Origin of the sequence: Enterobacter sp. SECR19-1250 (assembly GCF_013391025.1) — a bacterium.
GTDB lineage: Bacteria > Pseudomonadota > Gammaproteobacteria > Enterobacterales > Enterobacteriaceae > Enterobacter > Enterobacter cloacae.
In genome coordinates, this window is record NZ_JACASJ010000035.1 from 1 (window position 1) to 20,470 (window position 20,470).

A 20,470-nucleotide genomic window follows, 5' to 3' on the forward strand; every position below is an offset into this window, starting at 1 on the left:
TCATCGGGCATTATCTGAACATAAAACACTATCAATAAGTTGGAGTCATTACCAAGCACATAAACATCGCAAAGGTAGGCGAAGGTAGCGTAATCTGTTATCAGGCGAGCAAAACCAATCTGATTTTCTTTATGGTAGACGCCGAAGTTAAGGCTGTTTTCGACTGACGCAGAGACAATATCCAGAGGAATGCCTTTTGCCCAGGTCGATCTCGTTAAATATCGATGGATGGCCTGTACATCCAGTTTTTCTCTGTCTGTACTCACCAGGTAGTTATTCTTACTCCATTCATATTTCTCTGAAATATTCACTTTTGTCCTGCCCGTAAGTGAGTGGGGAAATCTACCTTATCATTCGCTATCGAAATTGTAATGCCTGAATCGTCCGGGATTATCAGCCGCTACCTGGCTCAGTGCGCCGGGATATAAGGCTCTTTCACAAACTCCGCCAGCAGCCAGACCATATCGTGCAGCAGCCCGGTCAGGTCTTTTGCCACGTCCGCAGGCAGCGTACCGCCCCTTACCGCACGCGTAAGTGCCAGCGCATAATCCACCTGCAACATCGTCTCCTGCCAGCAGTCCGGCACACAGGAAACGATCTTTTCCCCCGCAATCAGTTGCTCAACCAGATGCGAGGGGAGTTCTGCATCGCAACGTTCACGCAGGCGTTTCAGTACCGCCAGCAGACGCTCGCAAAGGATGGCATGGGTAAAGGCATCGTCGGTTTCAATCAGCACGCTGACACAGGCGGCGCAGCTGTCTGCCAGTTCGAACAGATCCGCAGAATCGGGAAGGGGCAGATGAGTAAGGTGATACACCGCGCTTTCTTCAGCGAGCGAGTAAGAAAATCCAGGGAGAGTCGTCATTGGGTATCCTCTTCAGGTAAAAATGTCGCGTCATGCTTGTGGGTTCCTGGCCCCGGTTGCGGATGTGCCGCAACGCAGGCACTTTACGGCGGCAAAAAAAGGAAGGAAAGGGATGCCCATGAATTACATAAGGTTGCTTGCAGGTTTGCGAGGCGGCTTCCAGAAGGGCATTGCCGGATGGCGGTTACGCCGTATCCGGCCTACAAAAACTACCAACCAAACCGGCCACTACTCCTCGCTTATCATCGTCAAGAACCGCTTCACTGTCCGCGAGCGTTCAAAGCGCCGCCAGCAGAGCGCGATATCGGTATAAAGCTCCGGTGAGCTCAGCGCGTGGTAGGTGACATTCGGCGGAGAGATGGCCGCCATCGATTTCGGCACCAGCGCGAATCCACCGCCTGCAGAGACCATGCTCAGGGAGGACGAGAGCTGAGACGACTGCAGCGCGTGCTGTACGTCTATTCCGGCCCGTTCGCAACAGCTGTAAACCCGGTCGAACAGGCCGGGCGCGACCTACTGCGGGAACAACACCACTGGCGTATCCCGGAGTTGCTCCAGCGCCAGATCGCCGCTTGTTGCGAGCGGATGGTCGCGATGCAGTGCCACCACCATCGGCTCCCGGTCGAGGATTTTTAACTCGAATGCCTTGCTGCTCTCACACGGCAGCCGCACGAAGGCGATATCCAGTTCCCCCTCCGCCAGCATCGCCGTCAGCGAAGACATATTGGCCTCCACCTGGTGTACCTGCACCGCCATGTTCTGTACCTGAAACTGACGAATGAGCGCGAAAATTTTGGGATGAAAAGCATCTGAACTGGTGATGCCAATCGACAGGTTGCCGTTCAGACCGCGCGCGATGCCGCGGGCTTTCTCCAGCGCGGCGTCGCTCAGCGCCAGGATCTTACAGGCATCCTCGTAGAAGGCTTCTCCCGCTTCGGTTAGCTCCACACCTCTCGTCAGACGCCTGAACAGCGGCGTGCCCACTTCCTCTTCGAGCCGTTTGATCTGCTGACTCAGAGGAGGCTGTGAAATACCCAGCGCTTTGGCCGCCCTGGTGAAGTGTCGCTCGCGTGCAACCGCGACAAAATACCGCAGATAACGAAGTTCCATATCTAAAACGTCTCAAACCAGCATGGATTCTATATTGGAACTCTCTGCTGAATCGGGTCAACATTTATTTAACCTTTATAAATAAAGTTGAAGAGGACGAGCATGATGATGCACTCATCTGCCTGCGACTGTGAGGCGAGCTTATGCGAGACCCTGCGCGGGTTCTCCGCTAAACATCCTGACAGCGTGATCTATCAGACATCGCTAATGAGCGCCCTGCTAAGCGGCGTCTACGAGGGGGACACCACCATCGCCGATCTGCTGGCACACGGTGATTTTGGTCTGGGCACCTTCAACGAGCTGGACGGCGAAATGATTGCCTTCAGCAGCCAGGTGTACCAGCTGCGCGCCGACGGCAGTGCACGCGCCGCGAAGCCAGAGCAGAAAACGCCGTTCGCGGTGATGACCTGGTTCCAGCCGCAGTACCGCAAAACCTTTGAGGCGCCGGTCAGCCGTCAGCAGATCCACGACGTGATCGACCAGCAAATTCCCTCGGATAACCTGTTCTGCGCGCTGCGCATCGACGGCAACTTCCGCCACGCCCACACCCGTACCGTACCGCGTCAGACGCCGCCATACCGCGCGATGACCGACGTGCTGGACGACCAGCCGGTGTTCCGCTTTAACCAGCGTGAAGGGGTGCTGGTTGGGTTCCGCACGCCGCAGCATATGCAGGGCATCAACGTGGCCGGCTATCACGAACATTTCATTACCGACGACCGTCAGGGCGGGGGACATCTGCTGGATTACCAGCTGGAGAGCGGCGTGCTCACCTTTGGCGAAATACACAAGCTAATGATTGACCTGCCCGCCGACAGCGCGTTTTTACAGGCCAACCTTCACCCCAGCAACCTTGATGCAGCGATCCGTTCCGTCGAAAACTAACAGGAGAACTACCGTGAACAGTGAGAAACAGTCACGTCAGTGGGCGCACGGCGCCGATATGGTTGTCGGCCAGCTGGAAGCGCAGGGTGTTAAGCAGGTGTTCGGGATCCCGGGGGCGAAAATCGACAAAGTCTTTGACTCCCTGCTCGACTCGTCCATTGAGATCATCCCGGTGCGCCACGAGGCGAATGCGGCGTTCATGGCAGCGGCGGTAGGGCGTCTGACCGGCAAGGCCGGGGTGGCACTGGTTACCTCCGGGCCGGGCTGTTCCAACCTGATCACCGGCATTGCCACCGCCAACAGCGAAGGCGACCCGGTGGTGGCGCTGGGCGGAGCGGTGAAGCGGGCGGATAAAGCCAAACTGGTGCACCAGAGCATGGACACGGTTGCCATGTTCAGCCCGGTCACCAAATACGCAGTGGAAGTCAGCTCTCCGGATGCGATTGCTGAAGTGGTATCGAATGCGTTTCGTGCCGCCGAGCACGGCAGGCCGGGGGGCGCGTTCGTCAGCCTGCCGCAGGATATTGTTGACCAGCCCGCCACGGGCGCGATTTTACCGGCCAGCGGCCCGGCGCTGATGGGCCCGGCTCCCGAATCGGCCATCAACGATGTGGCGAAGCTCATCGACAAAGCCAAAAACCCAGTGATCCTGCTGGGGCTGATGGCGAGTCAGCCTGCCAACAGCGCGGCGCTGCGTAAGCTGCTGGAGAAAAGCCGTATTCCGGTCACCAGTACCTATCAGGCCGCCGGGGCGGTGAACCAGGAGCACTTCACCCGCTTTGCCGGCCGCGTCGGTCTGTTCAATAACCAGGCGGGCGACAGGCTGCTGCATCTGGCGGATCTGATTATCTGCATCGGCTACAGCCCGGTGGAGTATGAGCCTTCCATGTGGAACAGCGGCGACGCCACGCTGGTGCACATTGATGTGCTGCCGGCCTATGAAGAACGCAATTATGTACCGGATCTGGAGCTGGTGGGGGATATCGCCGAAACGCTGAACCTGCTCGCTAACCGGATCGATCACAAGCTGGAGCTGAGCCAGCGTGCGTCAGAGATCCTGGTCGATCGCCAGCATCAGCGCGATCTGCTCGATCGCCGCGGTGCCTCGCTTAACCAGTTTGCCCTGCATCCGCTGCGTATCGTGCGGGCCATGCAGGACATCGTGAATAACGACGTGACCCTGACCGTTGACATGGGCAGCTTCCACATCTGGATCGCCCGCTACCTTTACAGCTTCCGGGCGCGTCAGGTGATGATCTCCAACGGTCAGCAGACCATGGGCGTTGCGCTGCCGTGGGCTATTGGCGCGTGGCTGGTCAACCCGGGGCGCAAAGTGGTCTCGGTGTCCGGCGACGGCGGCTTCCTGCAGTCAAGCATGGAGCTGGAAACCGCCGTGCGTCTTAACGCCAACGTGCTGCACATCATCTGGGTGGATAACGGCTACAACATGGTCGCCATTCAGGAAGAGAAAAAATACCAGCGCCTTTCCGGCGTGGAGTTCGGCCCGGTCGATTTCAAAGCCTATGCCGATGCCTTTGGCGCCAGGGGTTTTGCCGTGGAGAGCGCCGATGCCCTTGAACCGACGCTGCGTGCGGCGATGGATGTGAATGGCCCGGCCGTGGTGGCCATTCCCGTTGACTACAGCGATAACCCGCTGCTGATGGGCCAGCTCCATCTCAGCCAGATTTTGTGACTCACTATAAGGACAGAGAAATGCAAAAAGTTGCTCTCGTAACCGGCTCAGGCCAGGGGATTGGTAAAGCGATTGCGCTGCGCCTGGTGAAAGATGGCTTTGCTGTCGCTATCGCCGACTATAACGATGAGACGGCGCGAGCCGTTGCCGATGAAATCATCCGTAACGGCGGTAATGCCATCGCCGTGAAGGTGGATGTCTCTGACCGCGACCAGGTGTTTGCGGCAGTTGAGAAAGCCCGCACCGCGCTGGGCGGTTTCAACGTGATTGTGAATAATGCCGGGATTGCGCCGTCTACGCCCATCGAATCCATCACGCCGGAGATTGTCGACAAGGTCTACAACATCAACGTCAAAGGGGTGATCTGGGGCATGCAGGCCGCGATTGACGCGTTTCGCAAAGAGGGACACGGCGGCAAGATCATCAACGCCTGCTCCCAGGCGGGCCATACCGGTAACCCCGAACTGGCGGTATACAGCTCCAGTAAGTTCGCGGTTCGTGGCTTAACCCAGACCGCAGCACGGGATCTCGCGCCGCTGGGGATCACCGTTAACGCCTACTGCCCGGGCATCGTGAAAACGCCAATGTGGGCGGAGATTGACCGCCAGGTGTCAGAGGCGGCAGGTAAACCGCTTGGCTATGGCACCGAAACCTTTGCCAAACGTATTACGCTTGGCCGCCTGTCCGAACCGGAAGATGTCGCCGCCTGCGTTTCGTATCTCGCCGGGCCAGATTCCGACTACATGACCGGCCAGTCTCTGTTAATCGATGGTGGGATGGTGTTCAACTAAAAACGTAATACTAATAAGCTCTGACATGAGTTTTCCCCTGCCCCCGTGCAGGGGCTTTTTTTTGTCTCCTCCGCCATTGTGCATTACACTGCGCGCTGCATAACTTTAGTCATGACGATTTGACAGGCGGTAACAGCGATGAACGGTACAATCACAACGTGGTTTAAAGATAAAGGCTTTGGATTTATCAAAGATGAAAACGGTGACAACCGCTATTTTCATGTGATTAAGGTCGCCAACCCTGATCTGATCAAGAAAGATGCGGCGGTGACTTTTGAGCCAACCACCAATAACAAAGGCCTTTCCGCCTATGCGGTGAAGGTGATCCCGGAAAGTAAGCACCTCTATATTGCGGGCGAGCGCGTGAAGCTCACCTCCATCAAATCCTTCGTGGTGTTTAGCGAAGAAGAGCCTGCGGATACGGGCATCGACAAAGAGAACGCGGTGCTGTCTGTCGGGCTGCTGATGAACAACATCAAACCGAAATCCGACAAAAAGCCGGGCGAAATGCGCACGGTGAAGAAGCTGGCGATCACCACCTTCCAGAACACCACGCTGATCTTTACCGAAGATGAAATCGATATCGATGCCACGGTTAAGCTGCTGAAGTAATTTGTTGCCGGGTGGCGGCTACGCCTTACCCGGCATCAGGCAACTCAGCGTCTTACCGGCGCTCCGTTCGCCACGTAATACGCCGCTGTACTTTTCGCCAGCGGCTCGCGCCCGCGAATGGCATCAGCAATTTTCTCACCGATCATAATGGTGGTGGCGTTCAGGTTGCCGGTGATGATCTGCGGCATGATCGACGCATCCACCACGCGTAACCCTTCCAGCCCGTGAACGCGGCCTTCGCCATCGACTACCGCCATCTCGTCATAGCCCATTTTGCAGCTTCCACACGGGTGGAAGGCGGTTTCGGCGTGGTTGCGCACGAACTCGTCCAGTTGCTCGTCGGTCTGACACTCAACCCCCGGGCTGATTTCGCGGCCACGGTATTTGTCCAGCGCGGGCTGATGCATGATTTCGCGGGTGATGCGGATCGCATCGCGGAACTCCTGCCAGTCCTGCTCGTGGGACATATAGTTGAACAGGATCGCCGGATGCTGGTGCGGATCGCGCGATTTAATACGCACGTGCCCGCGGCTTGGTGAGCGCATCGACCCAACGTGACACTGAAAGCCGTGCTCTTTCACCGCGTTGGAGCCGTTGTAGTTAATCGCCACCGGCAGGAAGTGATACTGAATGTTCGGCCACTCGAACTCCTCGCGACTGCGGATAAAGCCACCCGCCTCGAAGTGGTTGCTCGCTCCCACGCCGGTGCCGCCAAACAGCCACTCGGCGCCAATCTTCGGCTGGTTCCACCACTGCAGGGCAGGGTAGAGGGAGACCGGCTCTTTGCATTCGTACTGGAGATACATCTCCAGGTGATCCTGCAGGTTTTCGCCCACGCCGGGCAGGTCATGCACCAGCGGAATATCAAACTGCTTCAGCAGTTCCGCGTTGCCCACGCCGGAGCGTTGCAGGATCTGCGGAGAGGCAATCGCCCCGGCGCACAACAGCACCTCTTTGTTTGCCGATGCTTTGGACGGAATGGTGCTTTCGCCTTCCAGCCACTCGACGCCCACGGCGCGCTTGCCGTCAAAGAGAATGCGATCGGTCATGGCATGGGTACGGATGGTCAGGTTCGGGCGCTGCTTCGCCTGGTCCAGATAGCCGCGCGCGGTGCTGGCGCGTCGGCCCTGCGGCGTAACTGTTCTGTCCATCGGGCCGAAGCCTTCCTGCTGATAGCCGTTGAGATCGTCCGTGCGCGGGTAGCCCGCCTGTACGCCCGCTTCCACCATTGCCTCAAACAGCGGGTTCACGCCCGGTTTGGAGGTGGTGACGCTCACCGGGCCGTCGCCGCCGTGGTAGTCGTTTGGACCCACGTCGCGGGTTTCAGCCTTACGGTAGTAGGGCAGGCAGTTGAGGTAGCTCCAGTGGTCCAGACCTGGCTCTTTTGCCCAGTTGTCCAGATCCATCGCGTTGCCGCGCACGTAGCACATGCCGTTGATGAGCGATGACCCGCCAAGCCCTTTACCGCGTCCGCATTCCATGCGGCGGTTATTCATATAGGGCTCTGGCTCGGTTTCGTACGCCCAGTTGTAGCGCTTGCCCTGCAGCGGGAATGCCAGTGCGGCAGGCATCTGGGTGCGGAAGTCAAAGCGGTAATCCGGGCCGCCCGCTTCAAGCAGCAGAACGGTGGTATTCGGATCTTCAGTCAGTCGTGTTGCCAGAACGTTGCCGGCAGAGCCGGCACCAATAATGATGTAGTCAAATTGCAAAAAAACCTCCCGGTTAAAATATGGACTGGAATTTACCCATCTCAACCTGGATGGACTTCACCTGGGTGTAACTCTGGAGCGTCATCACGCCGTTTTCGCGGCCGATACCGGAGTGTTTGTAGCCGCCAACCGGCATCTCTGCCGGGGATTCACCCCAGGTGTTGATCCAGCAAATACCCGCCTCAAGCTGATGAATAGCGCGATGGGCCCGGTTCAGATCGGCCGTCACGATGCCTGCCGCCAGCCCGTAGTCGGTATCGTTGGCGCGGCGAATGGCTTCTTCATCGGTTTCGTAGGTGAGAATGGACATCACCGGCCCGAAGATCTCTTCGCGCACGATGGTCATCTCGTCGGTGCAGTCGGTGAACACGGTCGGAGCGACCCACGCGCCGCTGTCAAAGCCTTCGCCCTTCAGCACGTCACCGCCGCACAGCACGCGCGCGCCTTCCTCTTTGCCTTTGGCGATATAGCGCAGCACATTGTCGCGGTGCGGGAAGCTGACCAGCGGGCCAAAGTTGGTGCTTTCATCGAACAGATCGCCCGCGCAGATGCGGCCCACGCGTTCAACGATTTTCTGCTCAAACGCGGCCTTGAACTTCGCGGGTACGAACACGCGGGTGCCGTTGGTGCAGACCTGGCCGGAGCTGAAGAAGTTGGCCATCATCGCGATGTCGGCAGCGAGATCGAGATCCGCGTCGTCAAACACAATCAGCGGGGATTTGCCGCCCAGCTCCATCGTCACCTCTTTCAGGGACGAGGCCGCCGAGTTCGCCATCACCTTTTTGCCGCTGGCGACGCCGCCGGTGAAGGAAACTTTCGCGATGCCCGGGTGTTCGGTCAGGTACTGGCCGGTCTCCGCACCCACGCCCGGCAGAACGTTAAACACGCCGTCCGGCAGGCCCGCTTCGGTGTAGATTTCCGCAAGCTTCAGGGCGGTGAGTGGGGTGACTTCGCTCGGCTTGAAGATCATCGCGTTGCCCGCCGCCAGCGCCGGGGCGGATTTCCACAGGGCGATCTGGATCGGGTAGTTCCACGCGCCAATACCCGCCACCACGCCCAGCGGCTCGCGACGGGTGTAGACGAAAGAGGTATCGCGCAGTGGGATCTGGCTGCCTTCCAGCGCCGGGATCAGCCCCGCGTAGTACTCCAGCACGTCCGCACCGGTGACGATATCCACGGTTGAGGTTTCCGAATACGCTTTACCGGTGTCGAGGGTTTCCAGCTTCGCCAGTTCGTCGTTCCGCTCGCGCAGGATATCGACGGCGCGACGCAGAATGCGCGAGCGCTCCATGGCGGTCATTGCCGCCCAGATTTTTTGCCCTTGCCGGGCACTCTGGACGGCGCGATCGACATCTTCGCGCCCGGCGGCCTGTACGGTCGCCAGAACGTCGCCGTTAGCCGGGTTAATGGTCTCGAAGGTGCGACCGCTGGTGGCGGATGTATAACCACCATTGATATAAAGCTGCTGTTCTGCCATTCGGGACATAAATTCTCCTCGGTTATTCGGTCGGTAAATGCTGGCTGATAAAGTGGCTGGTGAGCGACTGGGCTACGTTTTTATCCAGCGGTTTGCCGCTTAGCGCGGCGCGCAGCCACAGCCCGTCGATCAGCGCTGCAAGCCCGTAACCCGCCTCCTGCGCCTGTTCACGCGGCAGTTCGCGGCGGAATTCGTACACCAGGTTTGAAAGCAAACGGCGGCTGCTTACCTGTTGCAACCGGTAGAGCATCGGCTGATGCATGCTGCTCGCCCAGAAGGCCAGCCAGGTTTTCATTGCCGCGCTGCTGATCTGGGTTTCATCAAAGTTGCCGCCGACAATCGCCTGCAATCGTTGCTCTGCGCTGCCATCCGGCAGGGCATGCAGGCGGCTCAGAACCGCGTCGCGCAGCTGGCCGGTGATGTCGCGCATGGTCGCTTCCAGCAGGCCATTTTTATCTTTGAAGTAGTGACTGATGATCCCGGTTGAGACTCCCGCCCGACGGGCGATCTGCGCGATGGTTGCGTCATGCATTCCCACTTCATTTATTGCTTCCAGCGTGGCGTTGATCAGTTGCCTGCGCCGGATCGGCTGCATCCCCACTTTGGGCATTTTTGCCACTCCATTCATCAGCGTTGGTTAACCATTAAAGCGGTTTTTGATTGGACGTTCAATATAAAATGTGTCTTAATTGTTGCGGATTTGGATTTTAATAGTTACAAAAAAAGTGGGGATACTGGATGACAGATCTTTCGCAAGACAGAGAAAAGGACAAAATCAATCCGGTTGTTTTTTATACATCCGCAGGACTGATTTTGTTGTTTTCCCTGATGACGATCTTCTTTAGCGACTTCTCTGCCGAGTGGATTGGGCGCACCCTGAACTGGGTGTCGAAGACCTTCGGCTGGTACTATTTGCTGGCGGCGACGCTCTATATTGTCTTTGTTGTCTGCATTGCCTGTTCGCGCTTTGGTTCGGTGAAGCTCGGGCCCGAGCAGTCAAAACCCGAGTTTAGTCTGTTAAGCTGGGCGGCGATGCTGTTTGCCGCCGGTATCGGCATCGACCTGATGTTCTTCTCCGTGGCCGAACCGGTCACGCAATATATGCAGCCGCCGGAAGGGGCAGGGCAGACGATGGAGGCCGCGCGCCAGGCGATGGTCTGGACGCTGTTCCACTACGGACTGACCGGCTGGTCGATGTACGCCCTGATGGGCATGGCGCTCGGATACTTTAGCTATCGTTATAATTTACCCCTCACCATTCGCTCTGCGCTGTACCCCATTTTCGGTAAAAAGATTAACGGCCCGATAGGGCACAGCGTCGATATTGCGGCGGTGATCGGCACCATCTTCGGTATTGCCACCACGCTTGGCATTGGCGTGGTGCAGCTCAACTACGGGCTGAGCGTGCTGTTTGATATCCCGGATTCGCTGGCGGCGAAAGCCGCGCTGATCGCGCTGTCGGTGATTATCGCCACCATCTCGGTCACTGCCGGCGTGGATAAGGGGATCCGCGTGCTTTCCGAGCTGAACGTCGCGCTGGCGCTGGGGCTGATTCTGTTTGTGCTGTTTGTGGGCGACACCTCGTTCCTGCTCAATGCCTTAGTGCTGAACGTGGGTGACTACGTGAACCGCTTTATGGGCATGACGCTGAACAGCTTCGCCTTCGACCGCCCGGTGGAGTGGATGAACAACTGGACGCTGTTCTTCTGGGCGTGGTGGGTGGCGTGGTCGCCGTTTGTCGGCCTGTTCCTGGCGCGTATTTCACGTGGTCGCACCATCCGCCAGTTCGTGATGGGCACGCTGATCATTCCGTTCACCTTTACCCTGCTGTGGCTGTCGGTCTTTGGCAACAGTGCGCTGCATGAGATCATCCACGGCGACGCGGCGTTTGCGCAGGAGGCGATGGCGCACCCGGAGCGCGGATTCTACAGCCTGCTGGCGCAATACCCGGCGTTCACCTTTAGCGCCTCCGTTGCCACCATTACCGGCCTGCTGTTTTACGTCACCTCGGCGGATTCCGGTGCGCTGGTGCTGGGGAACTTCACCTCGAAGCTGAAGGACATCAACAGCGATGCGCCAAACTGGCTGCGTATCTTCTGGTCCGTCGCCATCGGCCTGCTGACGCTCGGCATGCTGATGACCAACGGGATTTCCGCCCTGCAGAACACCACGGTGATCATGGGTCTGCCGTTCAGCTTTGTGATCTTCTTTGTGATGGCCGGGCTGTATAAATCGCTCAAGGTGGAAGACTACCGTCGCGTCAGCGCCAGCCGCGATACCGCGCCGCGCCCGCTGGGTGCCCAGGACAGACTGAGCTGGAAGAAGCGTCTCTCGCGCCTGATGAATTACCCGGGTACGCGCTACACCAGCCAGATGATGGAGACGGTCTGCTTCCCGGCAATGGAAGAGGTGGCGCAGGAGTTGCGATTACGCGGTGCCTACGTGGAGCTGAAAAACCTGCCGCCGGAAGAGGGCGAGACCCTGGGGCATCTGGATCTGCTGGTGCATATGGGCGATGAGCAGAACTTTGTCTATCAGATCTGGCCGCAGCAGTATTCGGTTCCCGGGTTTACCTACCGCGCGCGCAGCGGCAAATCGACCTACTACCGGCTGGAGACCTTCCTGCTGGAAGGCAGCCAGGGGAATGATTTGATGGACTACAGCAAGGAGCAGGTGATTACGGATATTCTGGACCAGTATGAACGGCACCTGAACTTTATCCATCTGCACCGGGAAGCGCCGGGGAATAGCGTGATGTTCCCGGATGTGTAAGCGAATCGCATTCTAAATTGATGCCGGGTGGCGGCTTCGCCTTACCCGGCCTACCGCGAGCCAACTTTGTAGGTCTGATAAGCGAAGCGCCATCAGGCTTGTAGCAGCGTCAACACGCTGTCATCCCTTTTGTGCCAGAAGAGGGTGAAACGTGTGCCCTCCGCATATTCTCCAGCCGGGCGCGAAAGCACCAGCACAAGGGTTTTATCATCTAACGCTGCGACTCTCGCACAGTCAAAACCCATGTAAATCTTTACCTGCGGAAACAGCGCTTTAAACAAACTTTCTTTCGCGCTAAACGCGAGCGTCAGCGCCTGTGCAAAAGGGTAGCCTGAACGCGTTAAACACGCCGCTTCCTGCCCATTGATGATACCGTCCTGGATTTCATGGGCTTCACGCTCGGAAAGGATCGCCTCTGTATCGATACCTACAAGGGCATGAGGATGGTGAACCACAACCGCCATCGCCTGCGTGCCGCTGTGGGTGATGCTACCCGAAACCCCGTGCGGCCAGAGCGGTTCGCCGCTGGGGCCGATGCCGGGAACGGCGTGGCCAGGTAAGGCATGCGCGGCGGCGATGCGGCCCGCCAGATGCTCGGCTTTGCGTTTGCGTCCGGCGTCAGCCAGCTGTTCGTGATGGGGGAGCCAGAGGAGATCGGCGTCGATGAAGGTGGTGGGGGCGAAGGTGATGCGGTGAACGGTGAGGCTGGCGAGAACGAACGTGCTGTGGGTTGTGTGCATGGTATTCCCTTCAGAATTGTGCGGCCTGTTGCCCTCACCCCGGCCCTCTCCCACAGGGAGAGGGGGGAAGTCACTGTCTGTATCAGAATCGGGTATTCACGCTCATATACCACGTGCGGCCTGGCTCATTATAGGTATAAGCCCCCGCGCCGTACATATAGGCACCCGTCGAGGTATTCCCGGTGGTCTGGGCATTACCCGCACGCCACTGGCGTTTGTCGAAGACATTATCCACGCCGCCGGTCAGGCTGACGTTTTTGGTCACGTCCCACGTCGCGCTCAGGCCAAGGATGCTATACGGGCTGACCTCGTCTTTCTCTGACCCGGTCACCGGCTGACCTTTGTAGTTGTACTTCTTCGGCTGCTGCTTGCCGTACCAGGTGAAGGTCGACTGGAGCGACACATCCTGATGCACCTGCCAGCTCAGGGTAGAGTTCAGCGTGTACTCCGGGATGATCGACAGACGGTCGCCGGTCTCCTTGTTCTTGCTCTGCAGCATGTAGGTGATGTTGTTGGTCCAGTTGATGGTGTCGCTGACCGGCACGTTCAGGGAACCTTCCAGGCCTTCAACCACCGCTTTCGGCACGTTCTCCCACTGGTAGATATCGGTGGTGACTTTGCTGGTGGAGGTCTGGCCGATTGGCGCATAGCCCGCTTCAATCTTGTTGCGATAGTCGTTGCGGAACCAGGTCACGCCCGCCAGCCAGCCGTCGCGTTTCCACTCCAGACCAATCTCTTTGTTGATGCTGGTTTCGGCTTTCAAATCGTCGTTACCCATCATGTAGCAGCCCACGCCGTCAGAGCTTGCGTAGCAGCCCTGGCCCTTGCTGTATAACAGGTAGTTCGGGTTGGTCTGGTACAGGCTCGGTGCTTTGTAGGCACGCGCAATACCCATCTTCAGGGTGAAATCATCCCCCAGACCCTGCGACAGGTTCAGGGACGGGCTCCAGTTGTTACCCACGATGGTGTGATGGTCGAAGCGCAGCGCCGGGGTTAGCATGGTGCTGTCGGTCAGCTCCATATTGTTTTCCGCAAACAGGGAGAAAATCTCTGCGGAGGTATACGGGCTGCGATCGTCGCTCATCCCTGGAATGGTCCCGCCCTGCAGGGTTTGCGAGAAGGAGGTGGAATCCTTCATGCGCTGCTGGTTCCACTCGGTGCCCAGCGTCAGGTTCTGGTTGACGATGAAATCAATCGGCAGGTTGATCTCACTGTGCAGCATGACGTCGGCCAGGTCGGTATCGGTGAATTTATCGCTGTTGAACAGCCCTTCGGTTCCTCCGGCCAGCCCTTCACCCAGACGTGAGTTGCGGGTGTGTTCGTACTGTGCCCAGTTGCTGGTGGTAATGCCGTTATCCCAGCCGCCGTTCCACGTGACGGCGAAGTTCTGACGATAGATACGGTTGGTCTCTTTACCGTAGTTCTTCTTCACCAGCGCATTGTCGTTGTTGGTGTTCTGGGTATCACCGGCGTAGAGGTTGTTCTGGCGGCTGTACCCCGCTTCAAACTCCAGAGACTGCATTGGCGCAAAGTCCCAACGCACCACGCCATTGATGTCTTTGTTTTCTACCCCTTCACGGCCTGCAGGCAGGGTGTTGGCATAGGCGCCGGTACGCTCGGACTGATGGCCCTGGTTGATGTCCCACGCATCGGCCTGGGTTTTGTCGAGGTTACCGTACATGCGGAAGCTGAAGTCGCCGCCCAGCGGGCCGCTCAGGCTGAAGTTGGTGCGTTTTGTGGAACCTTCATCCTTGTGTTCAGGCGCGTTCAGATAGGTGTTCCAGGATCCGTGCCACTGGTCGTCGAATTTTTTGGTGATGATGTTCACCACGCCACCTGCCGCACCGTTGCCGTAACGCGCGGCGGCCGGGCCACGGATCACTTCAATACGCTCGATCATCTCAGGCGGCACCCAGCCGGTATCACCGCGGGTGTCGCGCTCGCCGCGCCAGCCCAGACGAATCGAGTTACGGCTGGTGACCGGTTTGCCGTCGATCAGGATCAGGGTGTTTTCCGGGCCCATACCGCGGATATCAATCTGGCGGTTGTTACCGCGCTGGCCGCTGGTGGAGTTACCGGTCAGGTTAACGCCCGGCATGGTGCGGATGATTTCAGACACGTCACGCGCGGGCGGATTTTTACGGATCTCATCGGCGGTAATGGTGGAAACCCCCGGCGCCTGCAAATTCTGCTCGGCGGCGGTGATCACCATGGTGTCTTCATGCTGCGCGGAGGCGGTGTTGTCGTCTGCCATGGCAGGCAGCGCGACGCCATAAATCCCTAAATTGACCAGCAAGGCCAGAGAGTGAATCTTCTTATTCATTGGATGTCCCGCTTTTATGGTTTCTTATGAACGCGCTTCCCACAGCGCGGGCATTACGCTATTGCAAATGCAAATAGTTATCAATAATATTATCAATAAAATTTGTCCTGAAACAAAAAAGACTGTTAAACATGAGGTTAGAAGGGTGACGGTGTTAACAACGGGAAGTGAAGCCTGGTGGCAGTCGAAAAACGGCCCGGAATGGGTGCGTGAACAGGGGAAATATCGGGTCACGTTCTGGTGGCGCGATCCAGCGGGAACGCAACAGACCTCGGCGGTGAAACGCGTCTGGCTGTATATCACCGGCGTAACCGATCACCATAAAAATGCCCGCCCACAATCCCTCGAACGCATCCCGGACACCGATGTCTGGCAATGGCAGGGCGAGTTCAGCCCCCTGTGGCGCGGCAGTTACTGCTTTATCCCCTCAGAGAATACAGACGATTTTGCGCCCGATGTGTTTCACGGTGAGCAGCCGGATCGCCTGGCGCTGCGCGAAGGCTGGCGCAAGCTGCTGCCGCAGGCGATGTCTGATCCGCTTAATGCCCAGAGCTGGCGAGGCGGGCGAGGGCATGATGTCTCTGCGCTGGAGATGCCCGACGCTCCGGTGCAGCCCGGCTGGGATCGCCCCAATACGCCATACCGGCAGCCGGTATGCATTGACTGGCAGAGCAATCGACTGGGCAATCGTCGTCGCGTCTGGATATTTACCACCGGCGATGACGATCCGGAACGCCCGCTGGCGGTGCTGCTCGACGGCCAGTTCTGGGCCGAGAGCATGCCCGTCTGGCCAGCGCTGACGGCGCTAACCCTCGGACGCAAACTGCCGCCTGCCGTCTACGTTTTAATCGATGTGATAGATATGGCGCATCGCAATAACGAATTGCCCTGTAACCCCGATTTCTGGCTGGCAGTGCAGGAAGAACTTCTCCCTCTTGTAAAACAACACACGTCGTTCAGCGACCGCGCAGACCGTACGGTGGTCGCAGGCCAGAGCTTCGGCGGTCTCTCCTCGCTTTATGCCGCACTTAACTGGCCGCAGCGTTTTGGCTGCGTGCTGAGCCAGTCCGGCTCTTACTGGTGGCCGCATCGCGGCGGGCAGCAGGAAGGGCTGCTTATCACCCAACTGAAAGCGGGTGAGAAAACCGCACGCGGCCTGCGCATCGTCCTTGAGGCCGGGCGCAACGAGCCGCTGATTTACCGCGCGAATCAGGCCATTTACGACGAACTGCGCACACAGCAGCAGGTTTACTGGCGTCAGGTTGACGGCGGACACGACGCGCTTTGCTGGCGCGGTGGGCTGACGCAGGGGCTGATGACCCTCTGGCAGCCGCTTATTCACTAACGGAGTCTGTATGGAATTCAGCAATCCTTTCGATAATCCGCAGGGGCAGTTTGCTATTTTGCGTAACGATCAGGGGCAGTACAGCCTGTGGCCGCAGCAGTGCGAATTGCCCGCTGGCTGGCGCGTAGTATGCGACGCGCAATCGCAGGACGCATGCCAGCAGTGGCTGGCCGAACACTGGCAGACGCTCAGCCCCTCTAATTATGCGGGGGAGCATGCATGAACCGTCTGCCGCTTGTTGCCGCCCAGCCGGGCATCTGGATGGCGGAGCAGCTTTCCAGCCTGCCGAACGCCTGGAGCGTGGCACACTACACCGAACTGAAAGGCGATATTGACGCACCGCTGCTGGCAAAAGCCATTGCCGAAGGCATGATGCAGGCCGACACGCTGCGCATGCGCTTCACCGAGGATAACGGTGAGGTGTGGCAGTGGGTGGATGCATCAATGACGCTGCCTGAACCGGAAATCGTGAATGCCGGTTCCCATGACGCCGCCGTGGCGCTGATGGACGCAGACCTTAACCAGAACCTTCGTGTCGACAGCGGTCAGCCCCTGGCGTTTCACCTGCTGATTCAGATCGGTCCGCAACACTGGTACTGGTATCAGCGCTATCACCATTTAGTGGTCGATGGCTTCAGCTTCCCGGCGATTACCCGCCAGATCGCCGCGATTTATGCCGCGTGGAAGAGGGGCGAGTCCACGCCTGACTCCCCGTTTACGCCGTTCGCCGGGGTGGTGGAGGAGTATCAGCGCTACCGCGACAGCGAGGCGTATCAGCGCGACGGCGCCTTCTGGGCTGAGCAGCGCAAACAGCTTCCTTCTCCGGTTTCGCTTTCCTCTGCGCCGCTACCTGGGCGCGCCGCCACCACCGACATCCTGCGCCTGAAAATCGCCGCCGATGGCCGCGCCTTCAGCCAGCTTGCGCAGGCCGCAGGACAGGTACAGCGCACCGATCTGGCGCTTGCGCTGGTGGCGCTGTGGCTGGGCCGTCTCACCGGACGGCTGGACTACGCCGCCGGGTTTATCTTTATGCGCCGCATGGGCTCCGCTGCGCTGACCGCGACCGGCCCGGTGCTCAACGTGCTGCCGCTGGCGGTGAACATTCATCCGCACGAGAGCCTGCCGGAACTGGCGCAGCGCCTGGCAAACCAGCTGAAAAAAATGCGTCGCCACCAGCGCTACGACGCCGAGCAGATCGTGCGCGACAGCGGGCGTGCCGCAGGGGATGAAGCCCTGTTCGGCCCGGTGCTCAACGTCAAGGTATTCGATTACCAACTGGACATCGACGGCGTGGAGGCCACCACCCACACGCTGGCCACCGGCCCGGTTAACGATCTGGAGCTGGCATTGTTCCCGGACGAGCAGGGCGGGCTGAGCATTGAGATCCTCGCCAATAAACAGCGCTACGATGAAACCACGCTGGCCCGTCACGTGGCGCGCCTGAATGGGATGTTGACGCAATTTGCCGCTAACCCGGACCTGCGCTGTGGCGAGGTTGAAACGGTCTCAGAGCAGGAATACCAGCAGCTTGCACGCATCAACGATACCGGGCTGGCGCTACCGTCCACCACGCTTGCGGAACTGGTGGCGGAACAGGCGAGCAAAACGCCGGACGCGCCCGCACTGGCGGATGCGCACATCGAGCTCAGCTATCGCCAGATGCGCGAGCAGGTGGTGGCACTGGCGCATCTGTTGCGTGAGCGCGGCGTGAAACCGGGCGACAGCGTGGCGGTGGCGCTGCCGCGCTCGGTATTCCTGACGTTAGCGCTGCATGGCATTGTGGAGGCGGGGGCCGCGTGGTTGCCGCTGGATACCGGCTACCCGGACGATCGTCTGCGGATGATGCTGGAGGACGCGAAGCCGTCGCTGCTTATCACCACCGACGAACAGCGTCCGCGCTTTAGCGATCTGTCCGTTGGGACGTTTAGTTACAACACACTATTACCGGCTGCGGAGGCTGAACCGCTGCGGCTGGCAAAGCCGGAGCAGACGGCGTACATCATCTTTACGTCGGGCTCGACAGGGCGTCCGAAAGGGGTAATGGTCGGGCATACTGCCATCGTTAACCGTCTGAAATGGATGCAGGATCACTACCCGCTGACGGCGTGTGACGTGGTGGCGCAGAAAACACCGTGCAGCTTTGACGTGTCGGTCTGGGAGTTCTGGTGGCCGTTTATCGCCGGGGCGAAGCTGGTGATGGCCGAGCCGGACGCGCACCGTGATCCTCAGGCCATGCAGCACTTCTTTGCGCACTATGGCGTCACCACCACCCACTTTGTGCCGTCGATGCTGGCGGCGTTTGTCGCCTCGCTGACGCCGGAAAACGCCGACTGCTGTAAGAGCCTCAGGCAGGTATTCTGCAGCGGGGAAGCACTGCCGACGGAACTTTGTCGCGAATGGGAGCGGCTCACCCACGTGCCGCTGCATAACCTCTACGGCCCGACGGAAGCGGCGGTGGACGTTAGCTGGTATCCGGCATTTGGACCAGAGCTGGCGGCAGTTGCAGGTAACAGCGTGCCGATCGGTTTCCCGGTATGGAACACCGGGTTGCGGATCCTGGATGCGATGATGCGCCCGGTACCGTTTGGCGTGGCGGGCGATCTCTATCTCACCGGCATTCAGCTGGCGCAGGGGTATCTGGGGCGTCCGGATCTCACCGCCAGCCGCTTTATTGCCGATCCGTTCGCGCCGGGCGAGCGGATGTACCGTACCGGTGACATCGCCCGCTGGCTGGACAACGGCGCGGTGGAGTATTTAGGCCGCAGCGACGACCAGCTGAAAATTCGCGGCCAGCGCATCGAGCTTGGCGAAATCGACCGGGCGATGCTGTCGCTGCCCGACGTGGCTCAGGCGGTGGCGCACGCCTGCGTGTTCAACCAGGCGGCGGCCACGGGCGGCGATGCCCGTCAACTGGTGGGATATGTGGTTTCTGAATCCGGCTTACCGCTGGATCGCGACGCGCTGCTTGCCTCACTCAGATCGCAATTGCCGCCGCATATGGTGCCGGTGGTGTTACTGCAAATCAGTGCGCTGCCGTTAAGCGCAAACGGCAAGCTGGATCGCAAGGCGCTGCCGCTGCCGGAGCTGACCAGCAAAACCAGCGGACGCGCACCGGAAAGTGCAACCGAAATTGCCGTCTCGCAGGCGTTTGCGTCTTTGCTGGGCTGTGCGGTAAACGACATCGAAGCCGACTTCTTTGCCCTCGGCGGCCACTCGCTGCTGGCGATGCGCCTGGCCGCACAGCTCAGCCGTACGTTCGCCCGCAAGGTGACGCCGGGGCAGATAATGGTCGCCTCTACGGTCAGCAGGCTGAGTGCTCTGCTGGATTCGCCGATAAGCGACGAGCAGGCGCAGCGTCTGGGTTATGAAACCTTGCTGCCGCTGCGCGAAAGCGACGGCCCGACGCTGTTCTGCTTCCATCCGGCTTCCGGTTTCGCCTGGCAGTTCAGCGTGCTGGCGCGCTACCTTAGCCCGCGCTGGTCCATTACCGGAATTCAGTCGCCGCGCCCGGAGGGGCCGATGCAGCAGTGTGCGGATCTGGATGGGGTGATTGAACATCATCTGACTACGTTACGTGCCCGGCAGCCCTACGGGCCGTATTACCTGTTCGGCTACTCGCTTGGCGGTACGCTGGCGCAGGGGATTGCTGCGCGTCTGCGTGAACAGGGCGAAACCGTCGCCTTCCTTGGTCTGCTGGATACCTGGCCACCGGAAACCCAGAACTGGGCGGAAAAAGAGGCCAACGGACTCGACCCGGCGGTGCTGGCCGAAATTGAGCGCGAGCGACAGGCGTTTATCGCCGCCCAGCAGGGGCAGGGCTCCAGCGCGCTATTCAACGCCATTGAAGGTAACTACGCCGACGCGGTGCGGCTGCTCACCACGGCGCACAGCTCGCGGTTTGACGGGAAAGCAACGCTGTTTGTTGCCGAGCGCACGCGAACGATGGATCCGCAGGTGGCGTGGTCGCCGTGGGTAAATGAACTGGAGGTATACAGCCAGGATTGCGCCCATGTGGACATCATTTCGCCGCAGGCGTTTGAGAAGATTGGGCCGGTGTTGCAGAAGATGTTGGGGTAGTGATTTCCCCTCACCCTAACCCTCTCCCACGGGGAGAGGGGATGGTTTGCTCCCTCTCCCTGTGGGAGAGG

General features: G+C 59.2%; 15 protein-coding genes and 2 pseudogenes. 9 read left to right on the forward strand and 8 right to left on the reverse strand.

Annotation, left to right across the window (positions count from 1 at the left end):
* Together HX884_RS11160 and HX884_RS11165 are read right to left on the reverse strand one after the other, a co-directional pair.
* A pseudogene (locus tag HX884_RS11160) lies at window positions 1–311 on the reverse strand (hypothetical protein); the annotation flags it as partial.
* 98 nt (window positions 312–409) lie between these two features.
* Entirely contained in the window at window positions 410–865 is a 456-nt protein-coding gene (locus HX884_RS11165) for a hypothetical protein (protein ID WP_178328160.1), read from the reverse strand.
* Window positions 866–887: 22 nt separating this feature from the next.
* Between HX884_RS11165 and HX884_RS11170 the strand changes: the two genes are divergently transcribed.
* Window positions 888–1,178 carry a hypothetical protein gene (locus tag HX884_RS11170; protein WP_178328159.1) on the forward strand — a complete coding sequence of 97 codons (291 nt, stop codon included), beginning with the start codon at window positions 888–890 and terminating at the stop codon, window positions 1,176–1,178.
* Here the strand turns inward: HX884_RS11170 and HX884_RS11175 are convergent.
* Window positions 1,094–1,975, reverse strand: a pseudogene (locus tag HX884_RS11175) (LysR family transcriptional regulator). The gene HX884_RS11170 and the pseudogene HX884_RS11175 overlap by 85 nt on opposite strands.
* Before the next feature lie 105 nt (window positions 1,976–2,080).
* On the opposite strand from HX884_RS11175, the gene budA reads away from it, so the two are divergent.
* The 4 genes from budA to HX884_RS11195 all read left to right on the forward strand — a co-directional run bounded on the left by budA (window position 2,081) and on the right by HX884_RS11195 (window position 5,956).
* Window positions 2,081–2,860 (forward strand): acetolactate decarboxylase, encoded by a 780-nt coding sequence (gene budA, locus HX884_RS11180; RefSeq protein WP_094916046.1) that lies wholly within the window; start codon window positions 2,081–2,083, stop codon window positions 2,858–2,860.
* The gene (gene alsS / locus HX884_RS11185; protein WP_176601416.1) at window positions 2,832–4,553 is read left to right on the forward strand and encodes an acetolactate synthase AlsS; all 1,722 of its coding nucleotides are present in this window, start codon (window positions 2,832–2,834) and stop codon (window positions 4,551–4,553) included. Before budA ends, alsS begins: the two co-directional genes overlap by 29 nt.
* Window positions 4,554–4,573: 20 nt before the next feature.
* The gene (locus tag HX884_RS11190) at window positions 4,574–5,344 is read left to right on the forward strand and encodes a (S)-acetoin forming diacetyl reductase (protein WP_013097651.1); all 771 of its coding nucleotides are present in this window, start codon (window positions 4,574–4,576) and stop codon (window positions 5,342–5,344) included.
* A gap of 138 nt (window positions 5,345–5,482) precedes the next feature.
* On the forward strand, window positions 5,483–5,956 hold the full coding sequence (locus HX884_RS11195; RefSeq protein WP_023620402.1) for a cold-shock protein: 474 nt from the start codon (window positions 5,483–5,485) through the stop codon (window positions 5,954–5,956).
* A 44-nt stretch (window positions 5,957–6,000) separates the two neighbouring features.
* On the opposite strand, the gene betA is transcribed toward HX884_RS11195, so the two are convergent.
* The 3 genes from betA to betI are packed head-to-tail and all read right to left on the reverse strand — an operon-like array spanning window position 6,001 to window position 9,752.
* Entirely contained in the window at window positions 6,001–7,665 is a 1,665-nt protein-coding gene (gene betA / locus HX884_RS11200) for a choline dehydrogenase (RefSeq protein WP_013097649.1), read from the reverse strand.
* Between the two features lie 13 nt (window positions 7,666–7,678).
* Window positions 7,679–9,151, reverse strand: coding sequence for a betaine-aldehyde dehydrogenase (gene betB, locus HX884_RS11205; RefSeq protein WP_178328161.1), 1,473 nt, complete (start codon window positions 9,149–9,151; stop codon window positions 7,679–7,681).
* A gap of 13 nt (window positions 9,152–9,164) precedes the next feature.
* Window positions 9,165–9,752 (reverse strand): transcriptional regulator BetI, encoded by a 588-nt coding sequence (gene betI, locus HX884_RS11210; protein ID WP_178328174.1) that lies wholly within the window; start codon window positions 9,750–9,752, stop codon window positions 9,165–9,167.
* 128 nt (window positions 9,753–9,880) lie between these two features.
* Between betI and betT the strand changes: the two genes are divergently transcribed.
* On the forward strand, window positions 9,881–11,914 hold the full coding sequence (gene betT / locus HX884_RS11215; protein WP_013097646.1) for a choline BCCT transporter BetT: 2,034 nt from the start codon (window positions 9,881–9,883) through the stop codon (window positions 11,912–11,914).
* Window positions 11,915–12,006: 92 nt separating this feature from the next.
* Here the strand turns inward: betT and entD are convergent, their stop codons facing one another.
* Together entD and HX884_RS11225 are read right to left on the reverse strand one after the other, a co-directional pair.
* Window positions 12,007–12,654 carry an enterobactin synthase subunit EntD gene (entD, locus tag HX884_RS11220; protein WP_178328162.1) on the reverse strand — a complete coding sequence of 216 codons (648 nt, stop codon included), beginning with the start codon at window positions 12,652–12,654 and terminating at the stop codon, window positions 12,007–12,009.
* An 82-nt stretch (window positions 12,655–12,736) separates the two neighbouring features.
* On the reverse strand, window positions 12,737–14,977 hold the full coding sequence (locus HX884_RS11225) for a TonB-dependent siderophore receptor (protein ID WP_013097643.1): 2,241 nt from the start codon (window positions 14,975–14,977) through the stop codon (window positions 12,737–12,739).
* 67 nt (window positions 14,978–15,044) lie between these two features.
* Between HX884_RS11225 and fes the strand changes: the two genes are divergently transcribed.
* The 3 genes from fes to entF are packed head-to-tail and all read left to right on the forward strand — an operon-like array spanning window position 15,045 to window position 20,399.
* Window positions 15,045–16,322, forward strand: coding sequence for an enterochelin esterase (fes, locus tag HX884_RS11230; RefSeq protein ID WP_256737127.1), 1,278 nt, complete (start codon window positions 15,045–15,047; stop codon window positions 16,320–16,322).
* Window positions 16,323–16,332: 10 nt separating this feature from the next.
* On the forward strand, window positions 16,333–16,545 hold the full coding sequence (locus HX884_RS11235; RefSeq protein ID WP_058650478.1) for an MbtH family NRPS accessory protein: 213 nt from the start codon (window positions 16,333–16,335) through the stop codon (window positions 16,543–16,545).
* Window positions 16,542–20,399 (forward strand): enterobactin non-ribosomal peptide synthetase EntF, encoded by a 3,858-nt coding sequence (gene entF / locus HX884_RS11240; protein ID WP_178328164.1) that lies wholly within the window; start codon window positions 16,542–16,544, stop codon window positions 20,397–20,399. The genes HX884_RS11235 and entF overlap by 4 nt, the downstream gene beginning before the upstream one ends.
* Window positions 20,400–20,470: the final 71 nt, after the last annotated feature.

Excerpts from the sequence above, each read along its gene's own strand:
- HX884_RS11165 (WP_178328160.1), bottom strand. The coding sequence starts at position 865 with ATGACGACTCTCCCTGGATTTTCTTACTCGCTCGCTGAAGAAAGCGCG.
- HX884_RS11170 (WP_178328159.1), top strand. The coding sequence starts at position 888 with ATGTCGCGTCATGCTTGTGGGTTCCTGGCCCCGGTTGCGGATGTGCCG.
- budA (WP_094916046.1), top strand. The coding sequence starts at position 2,081 with ATGATGCACTCATCTGCCTGCGACTGTGAGGCGAGCTTATGCGAGACC.
- alsS (WP_176601416.1), top strand. The coding sequence starts at position 2,832 with ATGCAGCGATCCGTTCCGTCGAAAACTAACAGGAGAACTACCGTGAAC.
- HX884_RS11190 (WP_013097651.1), top strand. The coding sequence starts at position 4,574 with ATGCAAAAAGTTGCTCTCGTAACCGGCTCAGGCCAGGGGATTGGTAAA.
- HX884_RS11195 (WP_023620402.1), top strand. The coding sequence starts at position 5,483 with ATGAACGGTACAATCACAACGTGGTTTAAAGATAAAGGCTTTGGATTT.
- betB (WP_178328161.1), bottom strand. The coding sequence starts at position 9,151 with ATGTCCCGAATGGCAGAACAGCAGCTTTATATCAATGGTGGTTATACA.
- betI (WP_178328174.1), bottom strand. The coding sequence starts at position 9,752 with ATGCCCAAAGTGGGGATGCAGCCGATCCGGCGCAGGCAACTGATCAAC.
- betT (WP_013097646.1), top strand. The coding sequence starts at position 9,881 with ATGACAGATCTTTCGCAAGACAGAGAAAAGGACAAAATCAATCCGGTT.
- entD (WP_178328162.1), bottom strand. The coding sequence starts at position 12,654 with ATGCACACAACCCACAGCACGTTCGTTCTCGCCAGCCTCACCGTTCAC.
- HX884_RS11225 (WP_013097643.1), bottom strand. The coding sequence starts at position 14,977 with ATGAATAAGAAGATTCACTCTCTGGCCTTGCTGGTCAATTTAGGGATT.
- fes (WP_256737127.1), top strand. The coding sequence starts at position 15,045 with ATGCAAATAGTTATCAATAATATTATCAATAAAATTTGTCCTGAAACA.
- HX884_RS11235 (WP_058650478.1), top strand. The coding sequence starts at position 16,333 with ATGGAATTCAGCAATCCTTTCGATAATCCGCAGGGGCAGTTTGCTATT.
- entF (WP_178328164.1), top strand. The coding sequence starts at position 16,542 with ATGAACCGTCTGCCGCTTGTTGCCGCCCAGCCGGGCATCTGGATGGCG.